Source organism: Pseudomonas sp. JL23 (assembly GCF_056933585.1).
In genome coordinates, this window is sequence record NZ_CM167795.1 from 433,815 (window position 1) to 457,978 (window position 24,164).

At 59.8% G+C, this 24,164-nt stretch carries 22 protein-coding genes and 1 pseudogene; 10 read left to right on the top strand and 13 right to left on the bottom strand.

Translation table 11 applies throughout. The features are described from left to right. Positions 1-111 precede the first annotated feature (111 nt). Positions 112-894 (top strand): MetQ/NlpA family ABC transporter substrate-binding protein, encoded by a 783-nt coding sequence (locus AC1Z24_RS02070; RefSeq protein WP_259108180.1) that lies wholly within the window; start codon positions 112-114, stop codon positions 892-894. 24 nt (positions 895-918) lie between these two features. On the opposite strand, the gene AC1Z24_RS02075 is transcribed toward AC1Z24_RS02070, so the two are convergent. Continuing rightward, entirely contained in the window at positions 919-1,056 is a 138-nt protein-coding gene (locus AC1Z24_RS02075; protein ID WP_259108182.1) for a hypothetical protein, read from the bottom strand. Positions 1,057-1,321: 265 nt separating this feature from the next. Here AC1Z24_RS02075 and AC1Z24_RS02080 point away from each other — a divergent pair, with 265 nt between their 5' ends. From AC1Z24_RS02080 to AC1Z24_RS02105, 6 genes and pseudogenes are all read left to right on the top strand, one after another. Then, positions 1,322-2,218 carry a TauD/TfdA dioxygenase family protein gene (locus tag AC1Z24_RS02080; RefSeq protein WP_259108185.1) on the top strand — a complete coding sequence of 299 codons (897 nt, stop codon included), beginning with the start codon at positions 1,322-1,324 and terminating at the stop codon, positions 2,216-2,218. Between the two features lie 17 nt (positions 2,219-2,235). Next, positions 2,236-3,117, top strand: coding sequence for an ABC transporter ATP-binding protein (locus AC1Z24_RS02085; RefSeq protein ID WP_259108188.1), 882 nt, complete (start codon positions 2,236-2,238; stop codon positions 3,115-3,117). An 82-nt stretch (positions 3,118-3,199) separates the two neighbouring features. Continuing rightward, on the top strand, positions 3,200-4,066 hold the full coding sequence (locus AC1Z24_RS02090; protein ID WP_259108191.1) for an ABC transporter permease: 867 nt from the start codon (positions 3,200-3,202) through the stop codon (positions 4,064-4,066). Between the two features lie 141 nt (positions 4,067-4,207). Continuing rightward, entirely contained in the window at positions 4,208-5,227 is a 1,020-nt protein-coding gene (locus AC1Z24_RS02095) for an ABC transporter substrate-binding protein (protein ID WP_483744377.1), read from the top strand. 546 nt (positions 5,228-5,773) lie between these two features. Beyond that, positions 5,774-7,195 (top strand): group II intron reverse transcriptase/maturase, encoded by a 1,422-nt coding sequence (gene ltrA / locus AC1Z24_RS02100; RefSeq protein WP_483743426.1) that lies wholly within the window; start codon positions 5,774-5,776, stop codon positions 7,193-7,195. A 278-nt stretch (positions 7,196-7,473) separates the two neighbouring features. Beyond that, positions 7,474-7,931: pseudogene (locus AC1Z24_RS02105) on the top strand (REP-associated tyrosine transposase). A gap of 69 nt (positions 7,932-8,000) precedes the next feature. Here the strand turns inward: AC1Z24_RS02105 and AC1Z24_RS02110 are convergent. The 12 genes from AC1Z24_RS02110 to AC1Z24_RS02165 form a co-directional block, all read right to left on the bottom strand. Continuing rightward, a complete protein-coding gene (locus AC1Z24_RS02110) occupies positions 8,001-8,627 on the bottom strand; it encodes a class I SAM-dependent methyltransferase (RefSeq protein ID WP_483744378.1) in 627 nt (208 codons plus the stop codon). Positions 8,628-8,690: 63 nt separating this feature from the next. Further along, entirely contained in the window at positions 8,691-9,335 is a 645-nt protein-coding gene (locus tag AC1Z24_RS02115) for a methionine ABC transporter permease (protein WP_483744379.1), read from the bottom strand. Beyond that, a complete protein-coding gene (locus AC1Z24_RS02120) occupies positions 9,325-10,446 on the bottom strand; it encodes a methionine ABC transporter ATP-binding protein (protein WP_483744380.1) in 1,122 nt (373 codons plus the stop codon). The genes AC1Z24_RS02115 and AC1Z24_RS02120 overlap by 11 nt, the downstream gene beginning before the upstream one ends. Position 10,447: 1 nt before the next feature. Next, positions 10,448-11,236: a MetQ/NlpA family ABC transporter substrate-binding protein gene (locus AC1Z24_RS02125; RefSeq protein ID WP_483744381.1), complete on the bottom strand. Its 789-nt coding sequence runs from the start codon at positions 11,234-11,236 to the stop codon at positions 10,448-10,450. Positions 11,237-11,354: 118 nt separating this feature from the next. Next, positions 11,355-12,713 (bottom strand): LLM class flavin-dependent oxidoreductase, encoded by a 1,359-nt coding sequence (locus tag AC1Z24_RS02130; protein WP_483744382.1) that lies wholly within the window; start codon positions 12,711-12,713, stop codon positions 11,355-11,357. Continuing rightward, the gene (locus tag AC1Z24_RS02135) at positions 12,713-13,906 is read right to left on the bottom strand and encodes an SfnB family sulfur acquisition oxidoreductase (RefSeq protein WP_483744383.1); all 1,194 of its coding nucleotides are present in this window, start codon (positions 13,904-13,906) and stop codon (positions 12,713-12,715) included. The genes AC1Z24_RS02130 and AC1Z24_RS02135 overlap by 1 nt, the downstream gene beginning before the upstream one ends. Positions 13,907-13,930: 24 nt before the next feature. Continuing rightward, complete coding sequence (locus AC1Z24_RS02140) at positions 13,931-15,178, bottom strand: SfnB family sulfur acquisition oxidoreductase (RefSeq protein ID WP_483744384.1); 1,248 nt, start codon at positions 15,176-15,178, stop codon at positions 13,931-13,933. Positions 15,179-15,627: 449 nt separating this feature from the next. Beyond that, positions 15,628-16,356, bottom strand: a complete 729-nt coding sequence (locus tag AC1Z24_RS02145) for a hypothetical protein (RefSeq protein WP_483744385.1) — start codon at positions 16,354-16,356, stop codon at positions 15,628-15,630. A 479-nt stretch (positions 16,357-16,835) separates the two neighbouring features. Further along, complete coding sequence (gene tcyN / locus AC1Z24_RS02150; RefSeq protein ID WP_483744386.1) at positions 16,836-17,579, bottom strand: L-cystine ABC transporter ATP-binding protein TcyN; 744 nt, start codon at positions 17,577-17,579, stop codon at positions 16,836-16,838. 2 nt (positions 17,580-17,581) lie between these two features. After that, on the bottom strand, positions 17,582-18,250 hold the full coding sequence (gene tcyL, locus AC1Z24_RS02155) for a cystine ABC transporter permease (RefSeq protein ID WP_483744387.1): 669 nt from the start codon (positions 18,248-18,250) through the stop codon (positions 17,582-17,584). After that, on the bottom strand, positions 18,247-19,044 hold the full coding sequence (gene tcyJ, locus AC1Z24_RS02160; RefSeq protein WP_483744388.1) for a cystine ABC transporter substrate-binding protein: 798 nt from the start codon (positions 19,042-19,044) through the stop codon (positions 18,247-18,249). Before tcyJ ends, tcyL begins: the two co-directional genes overlap by 4 nt. A gap of 168 nt (positions 19,045-19,212) precedes the next feature. Next, positions 19,213-20,211 carry a D-cysteine desulfhydrase gene (locus tag AC1Z24_RS02165; RefSeq protein ID WP_483744389.1) on the bottom strand — a complete coding sequence of 333 codons (999 nt, stop codon included), beginning with the start codon at positions 20,209-20,211 and terminating at the stop codon, positions 19,213-19,215. Between the two features lie 196 nt (positions 20,212-20,407). Here AC1Z24_RS02165 and epsC point away from each other — a divergent pair, with 196 nt between their 5' ends. From epsC to AC1Z24_RS02180, 3 genes are all read left to right on the top strand, one after another. Then, a complete protein-coding gene (gene epsC / locus AC1Z24_RS02170) occupies positions 20,408-21,379 on the top strand; it encodes a serine O-acetyltransferase EpsC (protein WP_483744390.1) in 972 nt (323 codons plus the stop codon). Positions 21,380-21,591: 212 nt separating this feature from the next. Further along, entirely contained in the window at positions 21,592-21,888 is a 297-nt protein-coding gene (locus AC1Z24_RS02175) for a pyrroloquinoline quinone biosynthesis protein PqqE (RefSeq protein ID WP_413308814.1), read from the top strand. 368 nt (positions 21,889-22,256) lie between these two features. Next, complete coding sequence (locus AC1Z24_RS02180) at positions 22,257-24,062, top strand: phenylacyl-CoA dehydrogenase (RefSeq protein WP_259108240.1); 1,806 nt, start codon at positions 22,257-22,259, stop codon at positions 24,060-24,062. Positions 24,063-24,164 lie beyond the last annotated feature (102 nt).

A 24,164-nucleotide genomic window follows, 5' to 3' on the forward strand; every position in this document is an offset into this window, starting at 1 on the left:
TTGGAATAAAGAATCTCGGTAATGTCCGCTTCACGCCGCGCCACCAGAGTGCGGCAACTCACTGATAAGCCGTCGTTTTGTGGCGATGGCGCTTTTCGCCAAGGACATAATATGAAAAAGACTTTCTTGTTGACTGCACTGGCTGCCGCTCTGTCGATCGGCCTGGCCCACGCCGGCGAAAAACTGGTGGTAGGCGCCACGCCAGTACCCCACGCCGAGATCCTCGAGCTGATCAAGCCTGAGCTGGCCAAAGAAGGCGTGGACCTGGAAATCAAGGTTTTCACTGACTACGTGCAACCGAACGTGCAGTTGAACGAGAAACGTCTGGACGCCAACTACTTCCAGACCAAGCCTTACCTGGATGGCTTCAACAAAGGCAAGGGTGCCAACCTGCAAGTGGGTGTAGGCGTTCACGTTGAACCGTTTGGCGGCTACTCGAGCAAGTGGAAGAGCATCAAGGACCTGCCGGATGGCGCAACCATCGCCCTGCCTAACGAAGGCAGCAACGCCGGTCGTGCCCTGCTGCTGTTGCAGAAAAACGGTTTGATCACCCTGAAAGATCCAACCAACGCGCTGTCGACCACCAAAGACGTGGCCAGCAACCCGAAACACTTCAAGTTCAAAGAACTGGAGTCGGCCATTCTGCCGCGCGTGTTCAAAGAAGTTGACCTGGACCTGATCAACACCAACTACGCGCTGGAAGCAAAACTCAGCCCGAAAAAGGATGCGTTGATTCTGGAAGGTTCCGACTCGCCGTACGTGAACTACCTGGTGACCCGTGAGGACAATGCCCACACCGACGCCATCAACAAGCTGTCCAAGGCCCTGACCAGCCAACAGGTCAAAGACTTCATCAACAAGAAGTACGACGGTGCAGTTGTGCCAGCGTTCTGATTGTCGCGTGACAGGCTGAACTGATTAACGCCGACGGCTGGTAGCAGCGTCGGCGTTTTTATTTGTCTGGGGATCGAGCGCGCGGTTCAGGGCGATCAACAGTTTGACCATGTCTTCCGGATTGCCCTTTAGGGGGTAGTTGAAGGTCTTCTGGGTTGGCATATCGAAATGCTCCTGATTCTTATAGGGCTTTATCACGCGTCCTGCGTAGACCCCGTAACGGGCATTGTGTTCGCATTTGTCGGAAAACTCCCCGGTCTTTCGTCGGAAAGGACCTGAATCCCGGACTGACTGCCCAGTCAGTCTGCGTCTGCGGGGTGCTAGCTCGTTAAGTGATATCAATATGCCGTAACGGTATTTAAATTCTGATTCTTATATCTATAAAGTCGACTCCCTAAACCACCAGTCTTCTGGAGTCGCAATTCACATGCCCGCTGCCTCTCTCGCTTCATCGTCCGCCCAAGCCGCCGCGCAATCGTTCGACGTGCGCCCATTCGCCGAAAAGGTGGGTGCAGAGATCGTCGGGCTGGATCTGTCCAAACCTCTGAACGACGCTGATTTTGCCCGCGTGCATCAGGCTCATCTGGACTATCACGTCGTGGTCTTCCGCGACCAGCAGATCACCCCGCAACAGCAGATCGATTTCAGCCGCCGTTTCGGCGTCCTGCAGATCCATGTGCTCAAGCAGTTCCTGCTGGCCAATCACCCGGAAATCCTCATCGTTTCCAATATTGTCGAGAACGGCCAGCCGGTCGGCCTGGGCGATGCGGGCAAATATTGGCACTCGGACTTGTCCTACAAGGAACTGCCGAGCCTGGGCTCGATGCTCTACGCCCAGGAACTGCCAAGCGAAGGCGGCGACACTCTGTTCGCCGACATGCATCGGGCCTGGGACACCCTGCCTGAGCATCTACGCAAGGCGGTGGAAGGTCGCTCGGCCGTGCACAACTACACCGCGCGCTACAGCGAAGGCCATAACGCCGCCAGCTGGCGCCCGACCCTGACCCCGGAGCAATTGGCCCAGGTCGTTGAAGTCACCCACCCGATCGTGCGTACCCACCCGGAAAACGGCCGCAAGGCGCTGTTCGTCAGCGAAGGTTTCACCACGCGCATCGTCGGCCTGCCGGAAGACGAAAGCCGCGCCCTGCTGCAGGAAATCTACGACCACAGCGTGCGTCCCGAGCATATTTACCGCCATCACTGGCAGGCAAACGACATGGTGTTCTGGGACAACCGTTCGCTGATCCACCTGGCCGCCGGTTGCCCTGCACACCTGCGTCGCAAGCTGCACCGCACCACCATCCAGGGTGATGCGCCGTTCTGATTCAGGAGTACCGTTTCATGAATGCTGTTTTGCAAGGCCACACGGCCAGCGAAAGCCCGGTTGCCCAGGCGCTGCCTTTGCAGGCGCCTGAAGCTCTGCTGAAGGTACAGAACGTCAGCCTGGAATACCGCACCCCCGAGCGCGTGGTGCGGGCTACCCATCAAGTCAGTTTTGAAGTCGATCCGTCCGACCGCTTTGTCCTGCTTGGCCCTTCGGGCTGTGGGAAATCGACCTTGCTCAAAGCCGTGGCCGGTTTTATCCGACCCAGCGAAGGCGAGATTCGTCTTGCTGGCGAGCAGGTTTCCGAGCCTGGCCCGGACAGGATCGTCGTATTCCAGGAGTTCGACCAACTGCCGCCCTGGAAAACCGTGATCCAGAACGTCATGTTCCCGCTGCTGGCCTCGCGCACCCTGAAAAAGCCCGAAGCTCTGGAACGTGCGCGGTATTACCTGGAAAAAGTCGGCCTCAGCGCTTTTGCCGATGCCTACCCGCACACCCTGTCCGGTGGCATGAAAGCGCGCGTGGCAATTGCCCGTGCCCTGGCGATGCAACCGAAGATCCTGCTGATGGACGAACCCTTCGCCGCCCTCGATGCCCTGACCCGACGCAAGATGCAGGAAGAGCTGCTGGAGCTGTGGGAAGAAGTGCGTTTCACCTTGCTGTTCGTGACCCATTCCATCGAAGAGGCTCTGGTCGTTGGTAATCGCATCCTGCTGCTGTCGCCCCATCCGGGGCGCGTACGGGCCGAGATCAACAGCCATCAGTTCGACCTGAAAAGCCTCGGCGGCACGGCCTTCCAGAGCACCGCGCAACGCATTCATCGCCTGCTGTTCGACGAAAGCGACGGCAGCCCGGTGGAGCGCGATCTGAGCTTCCAGGACATTCGAATCGCCTATTGATTTGATTGGCGCATATCTCCTGTGGGAGCCGCATTTCAATCGCGATGGTTTGTTGTAAACCAGTATTCAAGAGATCAGCACCATGAGCCTTGCACCGCCCATCCGTGAGGAATACGAAGTCACGCTGCAGCCCTTCACCCAAGAAGACCTGGCGCGTGATATTCCCCTGCTACAACGCATCTGGCAGCTGAGCTGGGTGCGCAAGAGCGTGATCCTTATCGCCCTTGCCGTTATCTGGGAAATCGCTGCGCGTATCCAGGGTAATGACCTGCTGCTGCCCAGTTTCCTGCAAACCGCGTCGGCGTTTTACGACGGCATCATCAGCGGCGAGTTACTGAGCAAGGTATGGATTTCCCTGACTGTGCTGGTCAAGGGCTACCTGATCGGTATCGTCCTGGCCTTTGGCCTGACCACGCTGGCAGTGTCGACCCAGTTGGGCCGTGATCTGCTCAGCACCCTGACCGCGATGTTCAACCCGCTGCCGGCCATTGCCTTGCTGCCGCTGTCCCTGCTGTGGTTCGGCCTGGGGCAGAACAGCCTGATCTTTGTGTTGGTGCACTCGGTGCTGTGGGCCTTGGCGCTCAACACTTACGCCGGTTTCCTCGGTGTGTCCGAGACCCAGCGTATGGCCGGGCGCAACTACGGCCTCAAGGGCCTGCGCTTTGTCTGGTACATCCTGATCCCGGCGGCACTGCCATCGATCCTCGCGGGCCTCAAGATCGGCTGGGCCTTTGCCTGGCGCACCCTGATCGCCGCTGAACTGGTGTTTGGCGCCTCGTCGGGCAAGGGCGGCCTGGGCTGGTACATCTTCCAGAACCGTAACGAGCTGTATACCGACAAGGTCTTCGCTGGCTTGGCTGCGGTGATTCTGATTGGCCTGCTGGTCGAGAATCTGCTGTTCGCCAATGTCGAGAAGCTGACCGTGAAGCGCTGGGGCATGCAGCGCTAAGAAACCTGACACCTGTGGGAGCGAGGCTTGCCCGCGAAAAGCTTGACGCGTTGCGCATGGCACTGCGCGTCGCCAGGTTCGCGGGCAAGCCCTGCTCCAACGAGTACTACCACCCACCATTCGAATTTTTTGAGGTTCAACATGGCAGCTTCTTTCAAACGTCCCGCACTGACTGTGCTGGCGGCCACCATCGGTTTGTTCGCGGGCCTGCTCAGCAGCGGCGCCCAGGCAGAAGGCAAGATTAGCATCGCGCAACAATTCGGCATCGGTTACCTGATCCTCGACGTGGTTCGCGATCAGAAGCTGATTGAGAAACACGGTAAGCAGGAAGGGCTGGATATAGCCGTCGACTGGAACAGCATTTCCGGTGCCACGGCCATGAACGAAGCGCTGCTGGCCGGTGCTCTGGACGTGGTGTCCGCTGGTATTCCGCCGATGCTGGTGCTGTGGGACCGCACCAAGGGCAAGCAGAACGTCAAGGCCATCGCCTCCCTGGGCTCGATGCCCAACTATCTGCTGACCAACAACCCTAACGTGAAGACCCTCAAGGACTTCAGCGACAAGGACCGCATCGCTGTTCCGGCTGCGGGCGTAGGCTTCCAGTCGCGCACCTTGCAGATCGAAACCGCCAAGCAGTTCGGTAACGACAACTTCAAGAAATTCGACAATATCTCCGTCAGCGTGCCGCACCCGGACGCCACCTCGGCGCTGATTGCCGGTGGTTCGGAAATCAACTCGCACTTCTCAAGCCCGCCGTTCCAGTATCAGGAACTGGAAAATCCTAACGTGCACAAAGTGCTGAGCTCCTACGACATCCTCGGCGGCCAGGCCACGTTCAACGTGCTCTACACCACGCAGAAATTCCACGACGAAAACCCCAAGACCTACAAGGCGTTCTACGACGCCCTGGCCGAGGCGGAGAAGATCATCAAGGCCGACAAGCCTGCAGCAGCCAAGACCTATATCGCGGTCGAACAATCCAAGCTGCCATTGCCTCTGGTCGAGAAGATCGTCGCCGACCCGGAAATCGACTTTACCGTGGTGCCGCAACGCACCTACATCTACGCCGAGAAGCTGCATGAACTGGGCGTGTTGAAAAACAAGGCTACGGACTGGAAGGAATACTTCTTCGAAGAAGCGCATGGTGGTGCGGGGAGCTGATTTTTCCCCGTGGGACCGGCTTTAGCCGGGAATACGCCTTCCCGGCTAAAGCCGGTCCCACATTGATCGCGAATTTATGTGCCAACAAAAAACCGCCTGCTGACAGGCGGTTTTTTTATGTGTGCGCCAGGCATGGCGCGTTGCGCGTAGCGCAACCAGGTTGGCTGTGGTGGCCACGCTGGTGACTGGGAGGTGAAAGTCCTCTACACACCCGGCAAGGGGAAGTGTTAGCCAGAGGCAAGGGTGTCGCGGGTGACTGCGAATCTGAAGGAAGCCCGAGGCAAAATGCTGGCCTGACGAACAGGAAGCGGATGAGGCGGCACAGCGGGGTAAGGGGGCGTATTTTCCCAAAGCCCGATACTTGCACGGAACGCTGTGACGTAGATCCGACAGGCATAAGCAGGAAGGTCGCGCGAATTACCCTGGGAGATCTGCGCGTTTGCCACTGTGCTACCGAGCGTCGAGAGGCGACGGGATGAGCGTGCAGAAGTCAGCCGAGGCCGTAGTAAGTGGCGAATAACCCCGTCACCAAGGGCCGAACAAGGTATGCCGCCAGTAGGCGTCAAAGTCTCGTTGAATACCGAAATGCAGAAATTTCTCCCAGAGAAGACTGTTACTCCGAGTCCCGGACAGTATCCGAGGATGACGGCTGACAGCGCACAGGTATCGGCGGCGTCTGTGACGTGGACGAACGCGGAGCCGGACACGCTGATGGAACGGGTGCTTGCACCCGCTAACCTTAGGCGTGCTTATCAACGCGTGGTCAGCAACAAGGGCTCGCCGGGTACCGATGGCATGACGGTCGAGCAATTGGCGGGCTACGTGAAACAGTATTGGCCGATCCTCAAGGCTCGGTTGCTGGTCGGCGAGTATCACCCGCAGGGTGTACGCGCCGTTGACATCCCCAAACCCAAAGGCGGAACACGACAACTGGGTATTCCCAGCGTCGTGGATCGCCTGATCCAGCAGGCACTGCTGCAACAGCTCACGCCGATCTTCGATCCTCTGTTCTCGGACTATAGCTACGGCTTTCGTCCGGGTAGAAGCGCTCATCAAGCCATCGAAAAGGCCCGTGACCACGTAGGAGCGGGCAACCGCTGGTGTGTGGAACTTGATCTTGAAAAGTTCTTTGATCGAGTAAACCACGACGTATTGATGGACAAGATAGAGCGTCACGTCGAAGACAAGCGCGTGCTTAGACTGATCCGTCGTTACCTCGAAGCCGGAGCGATGTCGAGCGGGATCGTCAGCCGACGACAGGAGGGGACGCCGCAAGGCGGCCCGCTCTCGCCGTTGCTGTCGAACATCCTGCTTAACGAACTCGACCGCGAGCTGGAACGACGGGGACATCGTTTCGTGAGGTATGCCGACGATACGAATATTTATGTGCGCACTCGTCGTGCGGGCGAGCGAGTGTTGGCCGGTGTTGAGCGCTTCCTGAATCAGCGCCTAAAACTGACGCTGAATCGGGAAAAGAGCCGTGTGGCACGTCCGTGGTTCTGTGATTACTTGGGCTATGGGATGAGCTGGCATCAGCAGCCGAGATTGAGAGTGGCAACGATGAGTTTGGCTCGCTTGCGCGACCGGCTCATGGAGCTGCTGCGCGGGGCACGGGGCCACAAGATGGCGAATGTCATCGGACGTATAAACCCTGTGCTGCGCGGGTGGTCAGGCTACTTCAAGCTCAGTCAGAGCAAACGGCCACTTGAGGAAATTGACGGCTGGGTGCGGCGCAAGCTCCGCTGCGTCCTTTGGCGTCAATGGAAGCGGCCCTCAACGAGGGCGCGTAACTTGATGCGCCTGGGGCTTAGCGAAGCTCGTGCCTGCAAATCAGCCTTCAATGGCCGAGGCCCATGGTGGAGCTCGGGAGCATCTCATATGAATCAGGCGTTGCCGAAGAGGCTATGGGATCAACTTGGGTTAGTCTCGGTACTGGATACGATAAACCGGCTTAGCCGCATAACTTGAACCGCCGTATACGGAACCGTACGTACGGTGGTGTGAGAGGACGGCGGCTGTAAAGCCGCCTCCTACTCGATCCTTACGTCGCTCGCTGTTCCTGCAAGTGCTCCAGCTGATGATTGGCCTGGGCCTTTAGAAAACGGATCGGAGTGAGATCGGGTGGGAGCGTGGCTTGCCCGCGATGGCCTCAACTCGGTCTTGGACATATTCCGTCAAGCAATTGCCCATTGGCAGTCACCTGTCAGAGCTAGCCTCTGAGCTTCAGAAAGCTCAGAGGCAAAGGAATGCGCTCACCTCATCAATCTCGACGGCTGCGCGTCGGTCGATACAGCGAACAAGGCCGAATTTATCTGGTCACATCCAACACCCTGGATCGACAGCCGTTATTTGCGGACTGGAGAGTGGGATGTCTCCTCGCCAAGCAATTCAAGCAAGCTGAACGCGATCAGCTCGTACATTCTTTGGCTTGGGTGGTAATGCCTGATCATTTCCACTGGCTGCTAGAGCTGAGGAGTGATTCGCTGAGCCTTGTAGTTGGGCGTACCAAGTCTCTCACCCGTTTGGCCGTGAGCGCGGCAATAGGTCGTACCGGTAGTATCTGGCAGGCAAGTTTCCATGATCGAGCTATTCGCCGGGAGGACGATCTGAAAGCTGTTGCCAGATATATCGTGTTAAACCTGTGCGGGCCGGTCTGGTCAAGCGGGTTGGGGACTACCCACTTTGGGACGCTGTCTGGATCTGATCAGGTAGCGAGACCGTGTCGCTTTCATCGCGGGCAAGCCACGCTCCCACAGGTTGGATTATTGGATCCTCAGGCCTTGCGCCACACACTCGCCAACCAGGGCTGTTGATCCCGGGGCAATCCCGCTGGCCGGTAGTAATGCTCAAGCTCCACGAACCCTGCCGTGGTGAGCAATTGCCGCCAGTTTTCCAGATCGTGATAGGCGCCGTAGCGCGGGCCTTTCCAGCCTTCCTGGTTGTCGCCACGGGGGTTGGAGCTGAACAGCACGCCGCCGGGTTTCAGGGCAGCGTGCAGTTCGCGCAATACCCGGGGCAGTTCCTGCTTGGGCACGTGGAACAGCACGGCGTTGGCGAAGATGCCGTCGAAGCGCTCAACTGGCAGATTCAGCTCGAGGAAGTTCTGTTGCAGCACCTCGCACCCGGTGGCGGCTCGGGCCATGTCGGCGAAGCGTTCGGAGCCGTCGAGGCCGGTGGCGATATGACCCATGCGGGTGAAGGTCTGCAGGTCGCGCCCCGGTCCGCAGCCGAAATCGAGGATCTGCAACGGCGCCGTGCCCTGGATATGCCGCAGCAGGGCATCGATATTCTGGCTGACGTCGTGGTCGCGGGTGCCTTCGCGAAAGTCGTCGGCGACCTGGTTGTAGTGGCCCAGGGTCGTTGCGGTGATGGTCTGTAGCGTGTCGCGGTCGAGGGTCATGGGGGGCTTCGCGCAGGGCTCGTTGAGTGCTGACCTTACTCAAAATGCCCTGCGCCGCATAGCTCAGCGCTTGTTCAGCACCCGCGCCAGGCGATCGCCGCCGAACTGGATAAACGCCACCAGCAGCACCAACAGCACAATCACTGTGACCATTACCTGGCTGTCGAAACGCTGATAGCCGTAGCGATAGGCGATGTCACCCAGGCCACCGGCACCGATGGCACCGGCCATGGCCGAGGAGTTGATCATGGTCACCAAGGTGATGGTGAAACCGCCGACTATACCCGGCCGCGCTTCGGGCAGCAGTACGTGCCAGACGATATGCCAGCGGCGGCAACCCATCGCCTGAGCGGCTTCGATCAAGCCGTGATCGACCTCACGCAAGCTGACTTCGGCAATACGCGCAAAGAACGGAGTCGCCGCGATGGTCAGGGGCACGACAGCGGCCCACACGCCGTAGGTGGTACCGACGATCAGCCGGGTAAAGGGAATCAGCGCGACCATCAGGATCAGGAACGGCACCGAGCGGAACAGGTTAACGAAGCCGCCGAGTATGCGATTGAGGTTCGGTGCCTCGTAGATACCGCCTTTATGACTGGTGACCAGAATCACCGCCAACGGAATGCCCACCAGCAGCGCGATCAGCGACGACACGCCGACCATCAAAAACGTATCCAGGGTGCCCTGGAGCAAGCGATCAAACCACATAGCCGATGACCTCCACATGCTGTGCCTGTTGTCGGGCACGACTGAGTAATTCTTCGCGGCTGTAACGCGATGCCGCCACGGAGATCAGCAGGTGTCCCAAGGGACGACCCTGAATGCGTTCGATACCGCCATTGAGCAGACGAATCTGCCCGCCGAGGGCGTTGAACAGCGCCGCCAGATCGGGCTCTTCGCCGGACTCGCCGGTAAAGTGCAGGTCCAGCACCAGGGCCGAATCCGGCTGCGGTGGCTGTGTATGCAGGCGCGCCTGCAAGTCTTCCGGCAAGCCATGTTGCAGCGGTGCCAGCAGGGTTTTGCTGACCTCATGTTGCGGGCTGCCGAACACCTGCCAGACCGGCCCTTGCTCGACCACCTTGCCTTGCTCCAGCACCACAACGCGGTCGCAGATATCGCGGATCACTGCCATCTCGTGGGTGATGAGGATGATGGTCAGGCCCAGGCGCTGATTGATCTCTTTGAGCAAGCCAAGGATCGACTGAGTGGTTTCCGGGTCCAGGGCCGAGGTGGCTTCATCGCACAGCAGAATGTCCGGGTCATGCACCAGGGCGCGGGCGATGCCGACGCGCTGTTTCTGCCCGCCGGACAACTGCGCCGGGTAGGCGTGATGCTTGTCTTGCAGGCCGACCAGTTCCAGCAGCTCGGCGACCTTGCGCTGGCGCTGTTCCCTGGCCACGCCTGCGACCTTGAGCGGCAGTTCGACGTTCTGCCACACGGTCTTGGCCGACATCAGGTTGAAGTGCTGGAAGATCATGCCGATCCGGCGGCGCAGCTCGACCAGGCGGTCTTCGTTGAGCTCGCCGATATCCACCTGATTGATCAGTACGCGGCCGCTGCTCGGTTGCTCAAGACGGTTGATGGTACGGATCAGTGACGACTTGCCCGCGCCGCTGCGGCCGATGATGCCGAAGATCTCGCCGCGCTGGATGGCCAGGTCGATGTTGTGCAACGCCTGCACCGGGCCTTGTTGGCCGTTGTAGGTCTTGCCCAGGTTGATGAAGCGAACCAGGGCGTTGTTCAGGTCAGGATGCAGTTCGACCTTGTCGGCGGACTGCGCGTTGTCGGTGGGCTGCTGACGCTGGGCGATGGCGGTCATTTCACTTTTCCCAGCCGGCCTGGTAGAGCTTGCCGTTGGCCTTGTCCAGGGCGGCGCGCACTACCGGCGAGTGTTGATAGATGTCGATGAACTTGGCCAGGCGCGGATCGTTCTTGTGGTCCGGGCGGATCACGAACTGGATGACGTATTCCGGGTGATCGAGGCCGTCGAAAAGAATCGCCGAGCTGGGGTCGAAGGTCTTGGCCAGGCGGATATAAGCGGGGTAGCCCTGAACCAGATCGGCGTCATCGTAGGCGCGCACCAGTTGCACGGCCTCGACCTGAATGATCTTGAGTTTTTTCGGGTTGGCGGTGATGTCTTCTTCGGTGGCCTTGTAGCCGACGCCCGGCTTGAGGGTCAGCAGACCGGCCTTGGCCAGCAGTTGCAGGCCGCGTCCGGCATTGATCGGGTCGTTGGCGATGGCTACGGTAGCGCCGCTTGGCAGCTCGTCGAAGCTTTTGTATTTCCTGGAGTACAGGCCGACGTTATTGATGATCCCCGGCGCATAGGATTCCAGATGGGTCCCGGCGGCAGCATTGGCATTGGTCAGGAAGGGGATGTGCTGGAAATAGTTCACATCGATATCACCCGCTGCGAGACTGACGTTGGGGGCGATCCAGTCGGTGAATTCCACCAGTTCGACCTTCAGGCCCTGCTTGCCGGCCTCTTCGACAGCGGCTTCCAGGGGGATGGCGAAGGCGGCGGTGGTGCCGACTTTCAACGGCGCATCGGCGGCGTGGGCGGTGAGGGATAACAGGCCAAGGGCCAAGGTGGCGATCAGTTTGTTCATGGTGAATTCCGCAAGGTTGGGTTTTGTTTTGTCTGTATAGATGCGCTCACCTGTGGGACCGGCTTCAGCCGGGAAGGCGTATTCCCGACTAAAGCCGGTCCCACAGACAGCTCCAGAACTACGAGTGTCGGTAACTGGCCCCGGTATGCCGCTGGGGCAAATGCGCTTCACCCTCGGGAAACAGCTTTTCGCGCAGTGAGCCGCTGTCGTAGGCGGTCTTGTAAGAGCCGCGTCGTTGCAGTTCGGGAATGACCAGGTCGATGAAGTCGACGTAGCTTTCCGGGGTGACGATGCGGGTCAGGTTGAAGCCGTCCAGGCCGGTTTCGGCGATCCAGGATTCCAGTTCGTCGGCCACCTGTTGCGCCGAGCCGACCACAGTGAAATAGCGCCCGCCCAGAGCGTGCTGGTCGAGCAGGCGCTGGCGGGTCCAGTCGTTGTTCTTGAGGTTTTTCGTCGCCGACTGAATGGCGTTGCTCTTCACGTACTGGATCGGTTCATCCAGTTCGTACTCGGCAAAGTCGATGCCGGTGGACGCGGCAAAATGCGCGACGCCTGCCTCGGCACTGGCGTACTGGCGATATTCCGCGAGCTTGGCCTGGGCCTCTTGCTCGGTAGCGCCGACGATCACGTTCAGACCCATGAAGATCTTGATGTCTTCAGGCTTGCGCCCGGCGGCCTTGGCGCTGGCGCGGACCTTGTCCACCTGCTCGCGGGTCGCGGTCTTGTTCTGGCCGCTGATAAATACGCACTCGGCGTGACGCCCGGCGAACTGCAGGCCGCGATCAGAACTGCCCGCCTGGAACAGCACCGGCGTGCGCTGCGGTGACGGCTCGCACAGGTGGTAACCCTCGACCCGATAGAACTCGCCTTCATGGCGGACCTTGTGCACTTTGTCCGGCTGCGCATAGATGCGCCGGGCCGGGTCGTTAAGCACGGCGCCATCTTCCCAGCTGCCTTCCCAGAGCTTGTAGAGCACCTCCAGGTACTCGTCGGCCTGATCGTAGCGGCGGTCATGCTCGACCTGCTGGCTCAGGCCCATGGCCCGGGCGGCGCTGTCGAGGTAACCGGTGACGATATTCCAGCCAACCCGGCCGCGGCTCAGGTGATCGAGGGTCGACATGCGCCGGGCGAACAGATACGGCGGCTCGTAGGTGAGGTTGGCGGTCAGGCCGAAACCCAGGTTGCGGGTGACGGCGGCCATGGCCGAGACCAACAGCAGCGGGTCGTTGACCGGTAGTTGGATCGACTCCTTGAGCGGCACGTCCACTGAGTTCTGGTAGACGTCGTATACGCCAACGATATCGGCAATGAACAGGCCGTCGAACAGCCCGCGCTCAAGCAGTTGGGCCAGTTCGGTCCAGTACTCCAGGGTCTTGTATTGGGTCGAGTTGTCCCGTGGGTGAGTCCACAAGCCGTGGTTGATATGGCCGATGCAGTTCATGTTGAACGCATTGAGCAGGATCTTTTTCTTCGCCATCAGAGGGTCCCCCGGCGTGGAGGATTGATGTCGTTGAGGTAGTAGTTGCCGATGGCGTGGTACTTCCAGCGCACCGGGTCGTGCAGGGTGTGCACGCGGGCGTTGCGCCAGTGGCGATCGAGGCCATGTTCGGCCAGGGTCGCCTGGCTGCCGGCCAGTTCGAACAGGGTGCTGCCGGCGGCCAGGGATACTTCGGTGCTGATGGCCCGGGCTTCGGCCACGGCGATTGAGGCGTCGGCGAGGCTGTCGGCGGTGGTGTCGAGTTGGGCGCGGTCGAGGAATTCTCCGGCGCGGTCGAGCAGGGCTTCGCAGGCGCTCAGGCGCGCGCCGAGTTTGCCGAAGCTGTGCAATGTCAGCGGATCGTCCACGGCTTTGTCGCTGCCGGAGTCGATCCATGGCCGGGTGCGGGTCCGCACGAACACCAGGGCGTCGTCATAGGCGGCGCGGGCGATACCGGTGTCGATGGCGGCGTGAAGAATCTGCGCCAGGGGGCCGACCGTGGTCGGGCGCTCGAAGGCGCTTTGGAACGGCACGACATCGTCAGCCGGGACGAACACACTGTTGAACACCACCGAGCCGCTGCCGGTGGTGCGCTGGCCAAAGCCGCTCCAGTCGTCGATCACGCTCAGGCCCGGGCTGTCGGCGGCGACAAAGGCCAGTTGCTGGATGCCGCCGTCATCGATTACCGAGGTGGGAATGCGTTGCGCGTACAAGGCGCCGGTCGCGTAGAACTTGCGGCCATTGATGCGATAGCCATCGCCGTCGCGGCTCAGGCGGGTGGTGCGGTCATGGGCGGTGCGGGTGCCCAGTTCGGCCAGGGCATTGCCGAAACGCACACCGCGCAAGGCTTCGCCATACAGACGCTGTTGCTGGGCCAGGCTGCCGTTTACCCGCAGCACTTCCAGGGCATAGAAATGGTTTTGCGGGATCTGCCCGAGTGAAGCATCGGCAGCGGCAATCAGCGCAATGACTTTGGCCAGGGTGACGTTGGACACGCCAGCGCCGCCATAGGCTTTCGGCACGTTGATGCCCCACAGGCCGGACTGGCTGAACAGGTCGAGTTCGGCCAGGGGCAGGCGACGTTCGCGGTCGCGCAGGATGCTTTCGCGTTGAAACTGTGCAGCCAGTGCGGTGGCGATTTCCAGAGCCTGGGCGTCGTCACCGATCACGGCGGCGGGAGAGGTAAAACTCATAGGGTGGTGCTCCAGAGGTCTGGTTCAGATCCACGAATGGCGGGCAGGCAGGTTGCCGTTGAGGTTCCAGGCGCCGATGGCGTGGTATTTCCAGCGCACCGGGTCGTGCAGGGTGTGCACCCTTGCGTTGCGCCAGTGGCGGTCGAGATTGAATTCGGCGAGGGTGGCGCGGCTGCCGGACAGTTCGAACAGCTTCTCGCTGGCCAGCAGGGCGATTTCCGTGGTCAGCACCTTGGCCTCGGCCACGGCAATGGAGGCCCGGGCGGCGGAGTGCTCGTCGATCTCTGTGGCGGCGACTTCATCCAGTATTTGTCCGGCCTTGCGCAGCAGGGCTTCAGCGGCATGCAGGTCGAGCTTGAGCTTGCCGATATCGGCGATCACATAAGGGTCGTCGCTGGCACGTTCGACGTTGGCGTCCACCCACGGCCGCGAGCGCTCGCGGACAAAGCTGATGGCATCGTCAATGGCGCCACGGGCAATCCCGGCGTCGATGGCGGCCTGTATCAACTGCGAAACCGCGCCCTGAATATTCGGCACCAGGGCCTGGCGCCAGTTGTCGATCACCCGTTCGGCGTCGACTCTTACGCCCTCCAGCAACACCGTGCCACTGGCGGTGGTACGTTGGCCGAAGCCGGACCAGTCGTCGACGATGCTCAAGCCCGGCGTATTGCGCGGCACCAGAGCCAGCACCTGACGGCCTTCGTCATTGAGCGCTTTGACCGCAACCCAATGGGCGAAGAGGGCGCCGGTTGAGTAGAACTTCTGTCCATCAATGATGAATTGATCACCGTCGCGCCGGGCCCGGGCCTTGAGTTCCAGGGTGTTTTTCGTGCCGCGTTCGGGCCCGGCGTTACCGATGCGCCAGCCGTCCAGGACGCTCTGGAATAGCGCGCGTTTCTGCGGTTCGGTGGCGCAGCCCGCCACCAGTTGCAGAATGCCGAAATGATTCTGCGGAATCTGCCCCAGCGCCGGATCGGCGGTGCAAATAATGCGGAATACTTCGGCCAGGGTGGTAAATGAAACCTGTGGCCCGCCATAGGCACGGGTGATGGAAATACTGCCCAGGCCGCTGCGGGTGAAGTGTTCGATTTCCGCCCAGGGCAGTTTGCGCTCGCGGTCGCGTTGGGCGGCGTGGACTCGGGCAATGGCGGCCAGCTCATGGGCGGCGGCGATGGCATCGGCATCGGTGCGCAGGACCTTGGCGGGCAGCAATGGAGCGATGTTGTCCCGGCCCTGCTGTGGTGGTGTGCGGTTGACCGTAGAAATGACCATGGGAACCTCGTATGAAGCGCCGCATGGGCTGCGGCGGGGAAAATCAACGATGTCCGGTGGTCCGGTGCATATACCCTAATCGTGTATAAAAATTAAATAAACTAACGTTTAGGAATAAGCATAGAAGACGAATGTTAGCCTTTGCTTTAAAGGACGGTGGCATAGGTCAGGGTCAGAATAAAAATGCACACTACTGCGATGTCTTTGTGTTTCATGATGATTGTTCTCGTTATTAATCGTGTGTTTCTGATGCAGGCTAGCAGCGTGTCATAAGTGCGTCGGGGAAAAGCTGTAGGTATAAATGCAATGTTGGGTAGGAAAAGTCTGAATGTTTATAACTGTGTGCGCAAGTGCACAACTTTCGTCGTCTTGAAAGGCGGTGGTGCCGATACGGTGGATAGCGTGTCAGGGATTGTCCGCCGTATCGGCCATGTGCGCTGTGTTCGACGTTAAAGAGGTTTCTTTGCGTTGTTAGAAGTTTTGATAATGCGCGCCGGAGCCCAGCGCGAGTTATTTCCGGCGCGGTCAATGATGCAGTAGGTTATTTCCTGGGCCTCTTCGACGCAGGCTTCGCGAATGAACTCCGGCGGCACCGTGTAGATAACGGGCATGCCCACTTCGCGGGCACTGATGGCGGGCAGGTCCACGCGCAAGTCGCCCCAGCGCAGAGTGATTTCGTCATGGGCAGCCATGTTCAGATAGGGCGCAATGCTGACTGGCAGACCATCGAGTAGATGGCTGGAGTGCAGTCCGCGTTGCAGTACCGGATCGGGCAGTGTCAGGGGTTCCAGGCCCTGATTTTCTTCGGCGTCCGGGTCGAGCAACTGGCCGCCGGGCAGATCCAGCCTGACCCAGAGCGTGCAGGGCGCGGATGCTTCGGGCAGGCCACCGACCTTCATGACCCGATAGCTGATCTTGACCTTGCCGTTCTGTAGAAAGCTCTCTGGCACGCGTAAGGCGATAGTCTGGCCAATGTCAGCCAGGTCCAGGGTTTTCGAAGTCACGTAGCAACCTCCCCAGAGCAATTCGATAAGATCGCCTTCGTCCATGGTGGGGTAGGGGTCTATATGCACCGTCAGGTGAGCGGCGGCCAGACGACCAATACCCTGGTGATGAGCCTGGGGTACATGGGGGGCTGGCAGGGTGGGAGGAGTGGTCTTGCAGGTGTTAGAAGCCATTTATGAATACTCTTGATCGTCGTTTTTCCAGGGGCGGCACACGCACGTATACACAGGGAAAACGACTGAAAATTTAAGGGGTATTGAATGGTGGAATGCCGAAAGTTACGACAGGTATTGCAATATGTTGGACGATAATATTTGCAATAAAACAATGACGTTAAACCTTTCGCCGCCACCGAGCTAATGGGGTTATTGCGAGGCTGTCAAGAAGTAGTGTGAGTAAAATATGCTGAAAGAGTGAAGTCGGAAATTTCCCACGGATATCAGGTTGTTTATTTACTTTTTATTTATTGGTTGACCTACCGCAGGTGTTGCGGATTGCCTTTATGGTGCCGGAGAGAAGTTTTTCAGTATGTGAGGGTGTTTAAACATTACCAATAAATAGTGTGCGCAAGTGTGTATACAGGGTGATTCGCAAGGTTGAAAACAAGGCAAAAAAAGCGCCCGAAGGCGCTTCGTTCATGCGGTGGTGCAGATCAGTTGCGGCTGCGCTCGAGAAATTGCCGGGTGCGTTCCTCACGAGGGTTGGCAAACAGGGCCTTGGCCTCGCCCTGTTCGACGATGACGCCCTTGTCGATGAAGATCACCCGGTTGGCCACGTCTCTGGCGAAGCTCATTTCGTGGGTCACGATGACCATGGTGCGCTTTTCTTCGGCCAGGCTGCGGATGGTCGCCAGCACTTCGCCCACCAGCTCCGGGTCCAGTGCCGAAGTCGGCTCATCGAACAGAATGACTTCCGGCTCCATGGCCAGGGCCCGGGCAATCGCTACCCGCTGCTGCTGCCCACCGGACAGACGCCGCGGATAAGACTCTTCCTTGCCAGCCAGGCCAACCCTGGCCAGCAGCTTGCGACCCAGTGCGAGCGCCTGTTCCCGGGCCATCTTCTTGACCACGATGGGCCCTTCGATGACGTTTTCCAGCGCGGTGCGGTGGGGGAACAGGTTGAAGTTCTGGAACACGAAGCCGACGTGCTGGCGCAACTGGCGAATCAGCCCTTGCTGCTGGCTGAGCGGGCGGCTGCCATCGACGGCAATGTCGCCGACAACGATCTTGCCGCTGCTCGGTTCTTCGAGGAAGTTCAGGCAGCGCAGCAGGGTAGTCTTGCCCGAGCCGCTGGGGCCAATAATGGCCACCACTTCGCCAGCCTCGACCTTGAGATCAATGCCCTTGAGCACCTGCTGGCCCTTGAATTCCTTGGTCAGCTTTTCGACCACTATCATGCTCATGACTCCAGATCATGCCGATTGACCCGCGCTTCCAGACGGTTCTGCAAATGCGCGAGCAGGCTGGCGAGGATCCAGTAGATCAGGGCGGCGGCAAGGTACATGGTGAAGATTTCGAAGGTCCGGGCGGTGATCAACTGCGCCTGACGGAACAGCTCCGGCACCTGAATGGTGGCTGCCAGGGCGGTGTCCTTGACCAGTGAGATAAAACTGTTGCCCAGCGGCGGCAGGGCCGTGCGCGCAGCCTGTGGCAGGATGGCTCGGCGCATGGTCTGCGCGCGGGTCATGCCGATACTGGCGGCGGCTTCCCATTGTCCGCGGTCCACGGCACCGATGGCGGCACGCAGGATTTCGCAGGCATAGGCGCCCATGTTCAGGGAGAACCCGATCAGCGCTGCCGGCAGGGGATCGAGCTCGATCCCAACTTGCGGCAGGCCGTAATAGATCACGAACAGCTGTACCAGCAGGGGCGTGCCGCGAAAGAACGACACGTAGACCCTGGCGATACCGCTGAGCAGCCGCAAGCGTGACAGACGCATCAGTGCCAGGCCGAAGCCCAGCACCAATCCGAAGAACATCCCGCCCAGGCTGAGGATTACTGTGTAGTACGCGCCCTTGAGCAAGAAGGGCGCGGAGTCCAGCGCGAGCTGTAGGCTCTCTTCAATCATTTGGTCACGTCAGCCTTGAAGTACTTCTGCGACAGCTTGGCCAGGGTTCCGTCGGCGCGCAGTTTATCCAGGGCTTTGTTGAGCGCGGCGAGCAGTTCTGGCTCACCTTTACGCAAGGCGATACCGGCTTCCTGACGGGAGAACGGTTCGCCTGAGACGGCTAATGGCACCTTGCTCTTGTTGGCGATCTCAAGCGCTGCGAGACGGTCAACGAGGATTGCATCGACACGACCGACGCTCAGATCCTGAAGCTTGGTCGGATCATCGTCATAGGTCTTGACGATGGCGTCCGGCACATTGGTCTTGAGCCATTGCTCGTAGTTGGTGCCCAGGCCGACACCGACCTTGTGACCCTTGAGGTCTTCAGGCTTGTCGAACTTGCCAGCGTCTTTCTTCTGTACCAGCGCCTGGATGCCGGAAATGGTGTAGGGCTCGGAGAAGTCATATTTCTTTTTGCGCTCGTCGGAGATGGTCACCTGATTGACCACGACGTCCAGACGCTTGGATTCCAGGGCCGCGAGGATGCCGTCCCACTTGGTCGGTTGCAGCTTGACCTTGACGCCCAGCTCCTTGGCCAGGGCTTCGGACAGCTCGACTTCGAAACCGGCCAGTTTGCCGTCTTCGCCGACGAAGCTGAACGGCGGGTAGGTGCCTTCCAGGCCGACGTTGAGGGTGCCGTTCTTCTGGATGGTAGCGAGCTGCTCACCGGCAGTGGCTTGGGTCATCAGGCTGGCGCCCATGACCAGACCCATGGCGGAAACGAGCAGTGTGCGGCGGATGGCAGACAGATTCATACGAGCCCCTTGTTTTAGGAATGTTTTGGCTTGAAGCCTTTAACCAGCTTTTGCGGCACTTGAACAGCCCCCGTGCCTTGGGCCGCGACTATAGAGAGGCGGCCCATATGAAATAAAATAATTAAAATCTATTTGTTTGTTCGCTTTGAGTATAAGCGTCTAGGTCGGTCAGTCACCGAATAGCCCAGGATAGGCAAACAGCGCCGGAGCGCCGCCGGTATGCAGGAATATCAGCGGGCCGTCGTCGAAACGCTGGCGACCGATGCCGTCGAGCAAGCCGGCCATGGCCTTGCCGGTATAGACCGGATCGAGCAACAGACCTTCGTGGCTGGCGACCAGTTTCACGGCGGCCAGGGTGCCCGCATTGGGCTCGCCGTAACGCGGGCCGTAATACTCGTCCCACAGATGCACTTTAAAGGCGTCCGGCAGCGGCACGCCCAACAGCTCGGCGGTGCGCTCGGCCAGGCCCTGTACTTTCGGGAACTGAGTTTCTTCCGGGCGCGACACGGTGATACCGACAACGGGCAGGCCCGGCAGCTCTTCGGCCAGGGCCAGTGCCAGGCCGCTATGGGTGCCGGCGCTGCCCGAGGCCAAGACCACGGCGGCGAAATCCAGGCCGGTCAGTTTGATCTGCTCGGCCAGTTCCAGCCCGGCCCGCACGTAACCCAGGGCACCGAGGGCATTGGAGCCGCCGATGGGCACCAGATATGGCTTCTTGCCACTGGAGCTCAGGCGCGCAGCGACGGCCTGCAACTGTTCATCGGCGTTATCGAGGTTTTCCACCAGTTCGACCCGCGCGTCGAACAGGTCCAGCAGCAGGCGGTTGCCGTTGTGCAGATAGTTGCTGTCTTCACTGGCGATGGGGTTTTCCAGCAGGGCTACGCAACCCAGGCCCAGTTGCGCGGCCAGCGCAGCGGTCTGGCGGACGTGGTTGGACTGGATGGCACCGGCGGTGACCAGTGTGTCGGCACCCTGGGCCAGGGCATCGGCGGCCAGGTATTCGAGCTTGCGCAGCTTGTTGCCGCCCAGCGCCATTGGCGTGGTGTCATCGCGCTTGACGTAGATATCGCGTCCCGCCCACTCAGACAGGCGTGCAAGTTTCACCAGCGGCGTCGGCGCACCTAGCAGGTCCAGGCGGTTAAAGCGGGCGAGCTGTTGTTTGATCATGAGGGTCGATGAGCCGTACAGATAAGTCGCAGGACTATAGGGCAGAGGTTTCCCCCACAGCAACCGTCACGTACTTATGCGATGAGCGCTTGGTCGCCGCACAAATTGTTATTTTTTCCCCATAAAAGTTTGCCGTAGAGTGGCCGCATCAGCGGTCGCCACCAAAAAAGACCGCGTCCTGTCAGGAGATGTCAGCGTGAGCGAACTAACCAAAGCCGCCGTCAACGGTCGCTCCAGTCATTGGCAATTGCAGGGCATCGTCAGCCAGCTGCGTGAAGCTCGGGCCGACTGGCGCACCCGCAATGGCCGGGTCAGCGGCGAGCATGGCGGGCGCGAACTGCCTTCGCGTGCGGCCATGGCGGAGATCCTCGAGGCCCTCAGCGGTGCCCTTTTTCCCATGCGCCTGGGGCCGGTGGATCTGCGCGAAGAGAGCGAGGACTTCTACGTCGGCCACACTCTCGACGTGGCCCTCAACGCGCTGCTGGCCCAGGCCCGACTGGAGCTGCGCTATGTCGCCCATCAGCGCGGCGAGGACGTGTCCGGCCTGGACCAGAAAGCCCTGGAGTTGATTCAAGGTTTTGCCACGGCCCTGCCGGGGATTCGCCTGTTGCTCGATACCGACGTGCTGGCCGCCTATCACGGCGACCCGGCCGCCCGTAGCGTCGACGAGGTGCTGCTGTGCTATCCGGGGATTCTCGCGGTGATCCATCATCGTCTGGCCCACTACCTGTATCGCGCCGGGCTGCCGTTGTTGGCGCGGATCAGCTCGGAACTCGCCCACTCGGCCACCGGCATCGACATCCACCCCGGCGCGCAGATCGGCGCCAGCTTCTTTATTGACCACGGGACGGGTGTGGTGATCGGCGAAACCGCGATCATTGGCGAGCGTGTGCGTATCTATCAGGCGGTGACCCTGGGCGCCAAACGCTTCCCGGCCGATGAAGACGGCCAGTTGCAGAAAGGCCATGCGCGTCACCCGATAGTCGAGGACGACGTAGTGATCTATGCCGGTGCGACCATTCTTGGGCGCATCACCATCGGCCAGGGCTCGACGGTGGGCGGCAACGTCTGGCTGACCCGCAGCGTACCGGCGGGCTGCAACCTGACCCAAGCCAATCTGCTGCAGGCGCAGACCGACCATGGCTGCCAGCAGAAGGGCCGGGAATGATCCTGGCGGTGTGACCCACGTCGCAATTGGACGTGCTGCCTGTCGGGTTGGATTGAACAGGCGGCACCCCAGCCTCATGCTGAGGCCTTACAGGATGCGGGCTATGGTTGCCATCTATGAGGCGGCTAACTGCCATTAGTCTTTTTGTCGGGTATTCCGCCTCTATTGCTGTTTCAATAGCCATGTTCGCTTTCTGAACAGAGGATCATTCCATGCAAGTGACATTGAACAACTCCGTTTACCCGGGCCTCAGCGCCATGCAGGTTGGCGAGACTCGTGTCGATCAGGCAGCCAGTCAGCTCGCCAATAACAACATCGAAATCTCTGGCCGCAGCCAGTCTTCGGATTTCCAGTTGGAGCGTTTGCGCGCGGTTGACCGTTCCCAGCGTTCGGACATGGCGACCAACGTCGTTGAGCTGGAATCGGGCAAGAACCAGGTTCAGGCCGGTGCCGCTGTGCAAAAGGCCAGCGATGAAATGCTCGGTACATTGATTAACGTAACTGCCTGATTAACCCCCTTCTTGCCGTGCGAATCTGCGCACGGCAGCCGTATGAATCTTTCGCTATCACGTCCCTGTATCGCCCTCGCAACACCTTCCTGCTCAACTAGACTTCCTGCTATCGCACAAATCGTTGTGGGAGCGTGGCTTGCCCGCGAAGAAGTCAGTGCATCCCACCTATTCTTTCCAAGCCAAAAATCGCTTTCGCGGGCAAGCCACGCTCCCACCTAAATCGACGCAGCCCGCTTGACAAGATTTGGGCGTAAACGTATGTTTCAAACACCCGTTTGATCGACAGGCATCAGAGAGTTGTCCGGTGCTCTTCATCGCACCGATCGGTCACTCATTCCAGGATTCATCAGCAGAGGTTTATCGCTATGCCTGAATACAAGGCCCCCTTGCGTGATATTCGCTTCGTACGTGACGAACTGCTCGGTTACGCAGCTCACTACGAAAGCCTGCCGGCTTGCCAGGACGCTACGCCTGACATGGTGGACGCCATTCTCGAAGAGGGCGCCAAGTTCTGCGAGCAGGTACTGGCTCCGCTGAACCGTGTAGGCGATACCGAGGGCTGCACCTGGAGTGAAACCGGCGTGAAGACGCCGACCGGCTTCAAACAGGCATACAAACAATTCGTCGAAGGCGGCTGGCCAAGCCTGGCCCATGACGTCGCTCATGGTGGCCAGGGCCTGCCTGAGTCGCTGGGCCTTGCGGTCAGCGAGATGGTCGGTGAAGCCAACTGGTCGTGGGGCATGTACCCAGGCCTGTCCCATGGTGCGATGAACACCATTTCCGAGCACGGCACGCCAGAGCAACAAGACGCTTATCTGACCAAACTGGTTTCCGGCGAATGGACCGGTACCATGTGCCTGACCGAACCGCACTGTGGCACTGACCTTGGCATGCTGCGCACCAAGGCCGAGCCTCAGGCCGACGGTAGCTACAAGGTGTCGGGCACCAAGATTTTCATCTCCGCCGGTGAGCACGACATGGCCGATAACATCGTCCATATCGTCCTGGCCCGCCTGCCCGATGCACCGGCCGGCACCAAAGGTATCTCGCTGTTTATCGTGCCCAAGTTCATTCCTTCGATCGAAGGCAGCATCGGTGAGCGCAACGCCGTCACTTGCGGTTCCATCGAACACAAGATGGGCATCCACGGCAACGCCACCTGCGTGATGAACTTCGACGGCGCGACCGGTTACCTGATCGGCCCGGCGAACAAGGGCCTGAACTGTATGTTCACGTTCATGAACACCGCGCGCCTGGGTACTGCGCTGCAAGGCCTGGCCCACGCCGAAATCGGTTTCCAGGGCGGCCTGAAATACGCTCGTGAACGTCTGCAGATGCGTTCCCTGACCGGTCCTAAATCTCCGGAAAAAGCCGCTGACGCGATCATCGTGCACCCGGACGTACGCCGCATGCTGCTGACCATGAAGGCTTTCGCCGAAGGTACGCGGGCCATGGTGTACTTCACTGCCAAACAGGTCGATATCGTCAAGTACAGCGAAGACGCCGACGCCAAGAAAGCCGCTGATGCACTGCTGGCCTTCATGACGCCTATCGCCAAAGCCTTCATGACTGAAGTGGGCTTCGAGTCCGCCAACCATGGCGTACAGATCTACGGCGGCCACGGCTTCATCGCCGAGTGGGGCATGGAGCAGAACGTTCGCGACAGCCGTATTTCCATGCTGTACGAAGGCACCACCGGCATCCAGGCGCTCGACCTGCTGGGCCGTAAAGTGCTGATGAGCCAAGGCGAAGCACTGAAAAGCTTCACCAAGATCGTCCATAAGTTCTGCCAGGGCAACGAAGGCAACGCTGCTGTTCAGGAGTTCGTCACCCCGTTGGCGGCACTGAACAAAGAGTGGGGCGAGCTGACCATGAAGATCGGCATGGCCGCCATGAAAGACCGCGAAGAAGTGGGCGCGGCCTCGGTGGACTACGTGATGTATTCGGGTTACGCCTGCCTGGCTTACTTCTGGGCTGACATGGCGCGTCTGGCAGCGGAAAAACTGGCCGCTGGCACCACTGAAGAAGCCTTCTATAACGCCAAGTTGCAGACTGCTCGCTTCTACTTCCAGCGCATCCTGCCGCGTACCCGTACCCACGTGGCCGCGATCCTGTCGGGTGCCCATAACCTGATGGACATGAAAGAAGAAGATTTCGCACTGGGCTACTAAGTCCCCGTCGCGTTTTTCTCAAAGGCCGCCTCCCTGTATGGGGAGGCGGCTTTTTTTTTGGATTTGTCCCGGCCAACACGTATCCGATGGAGCGAAGCTTGC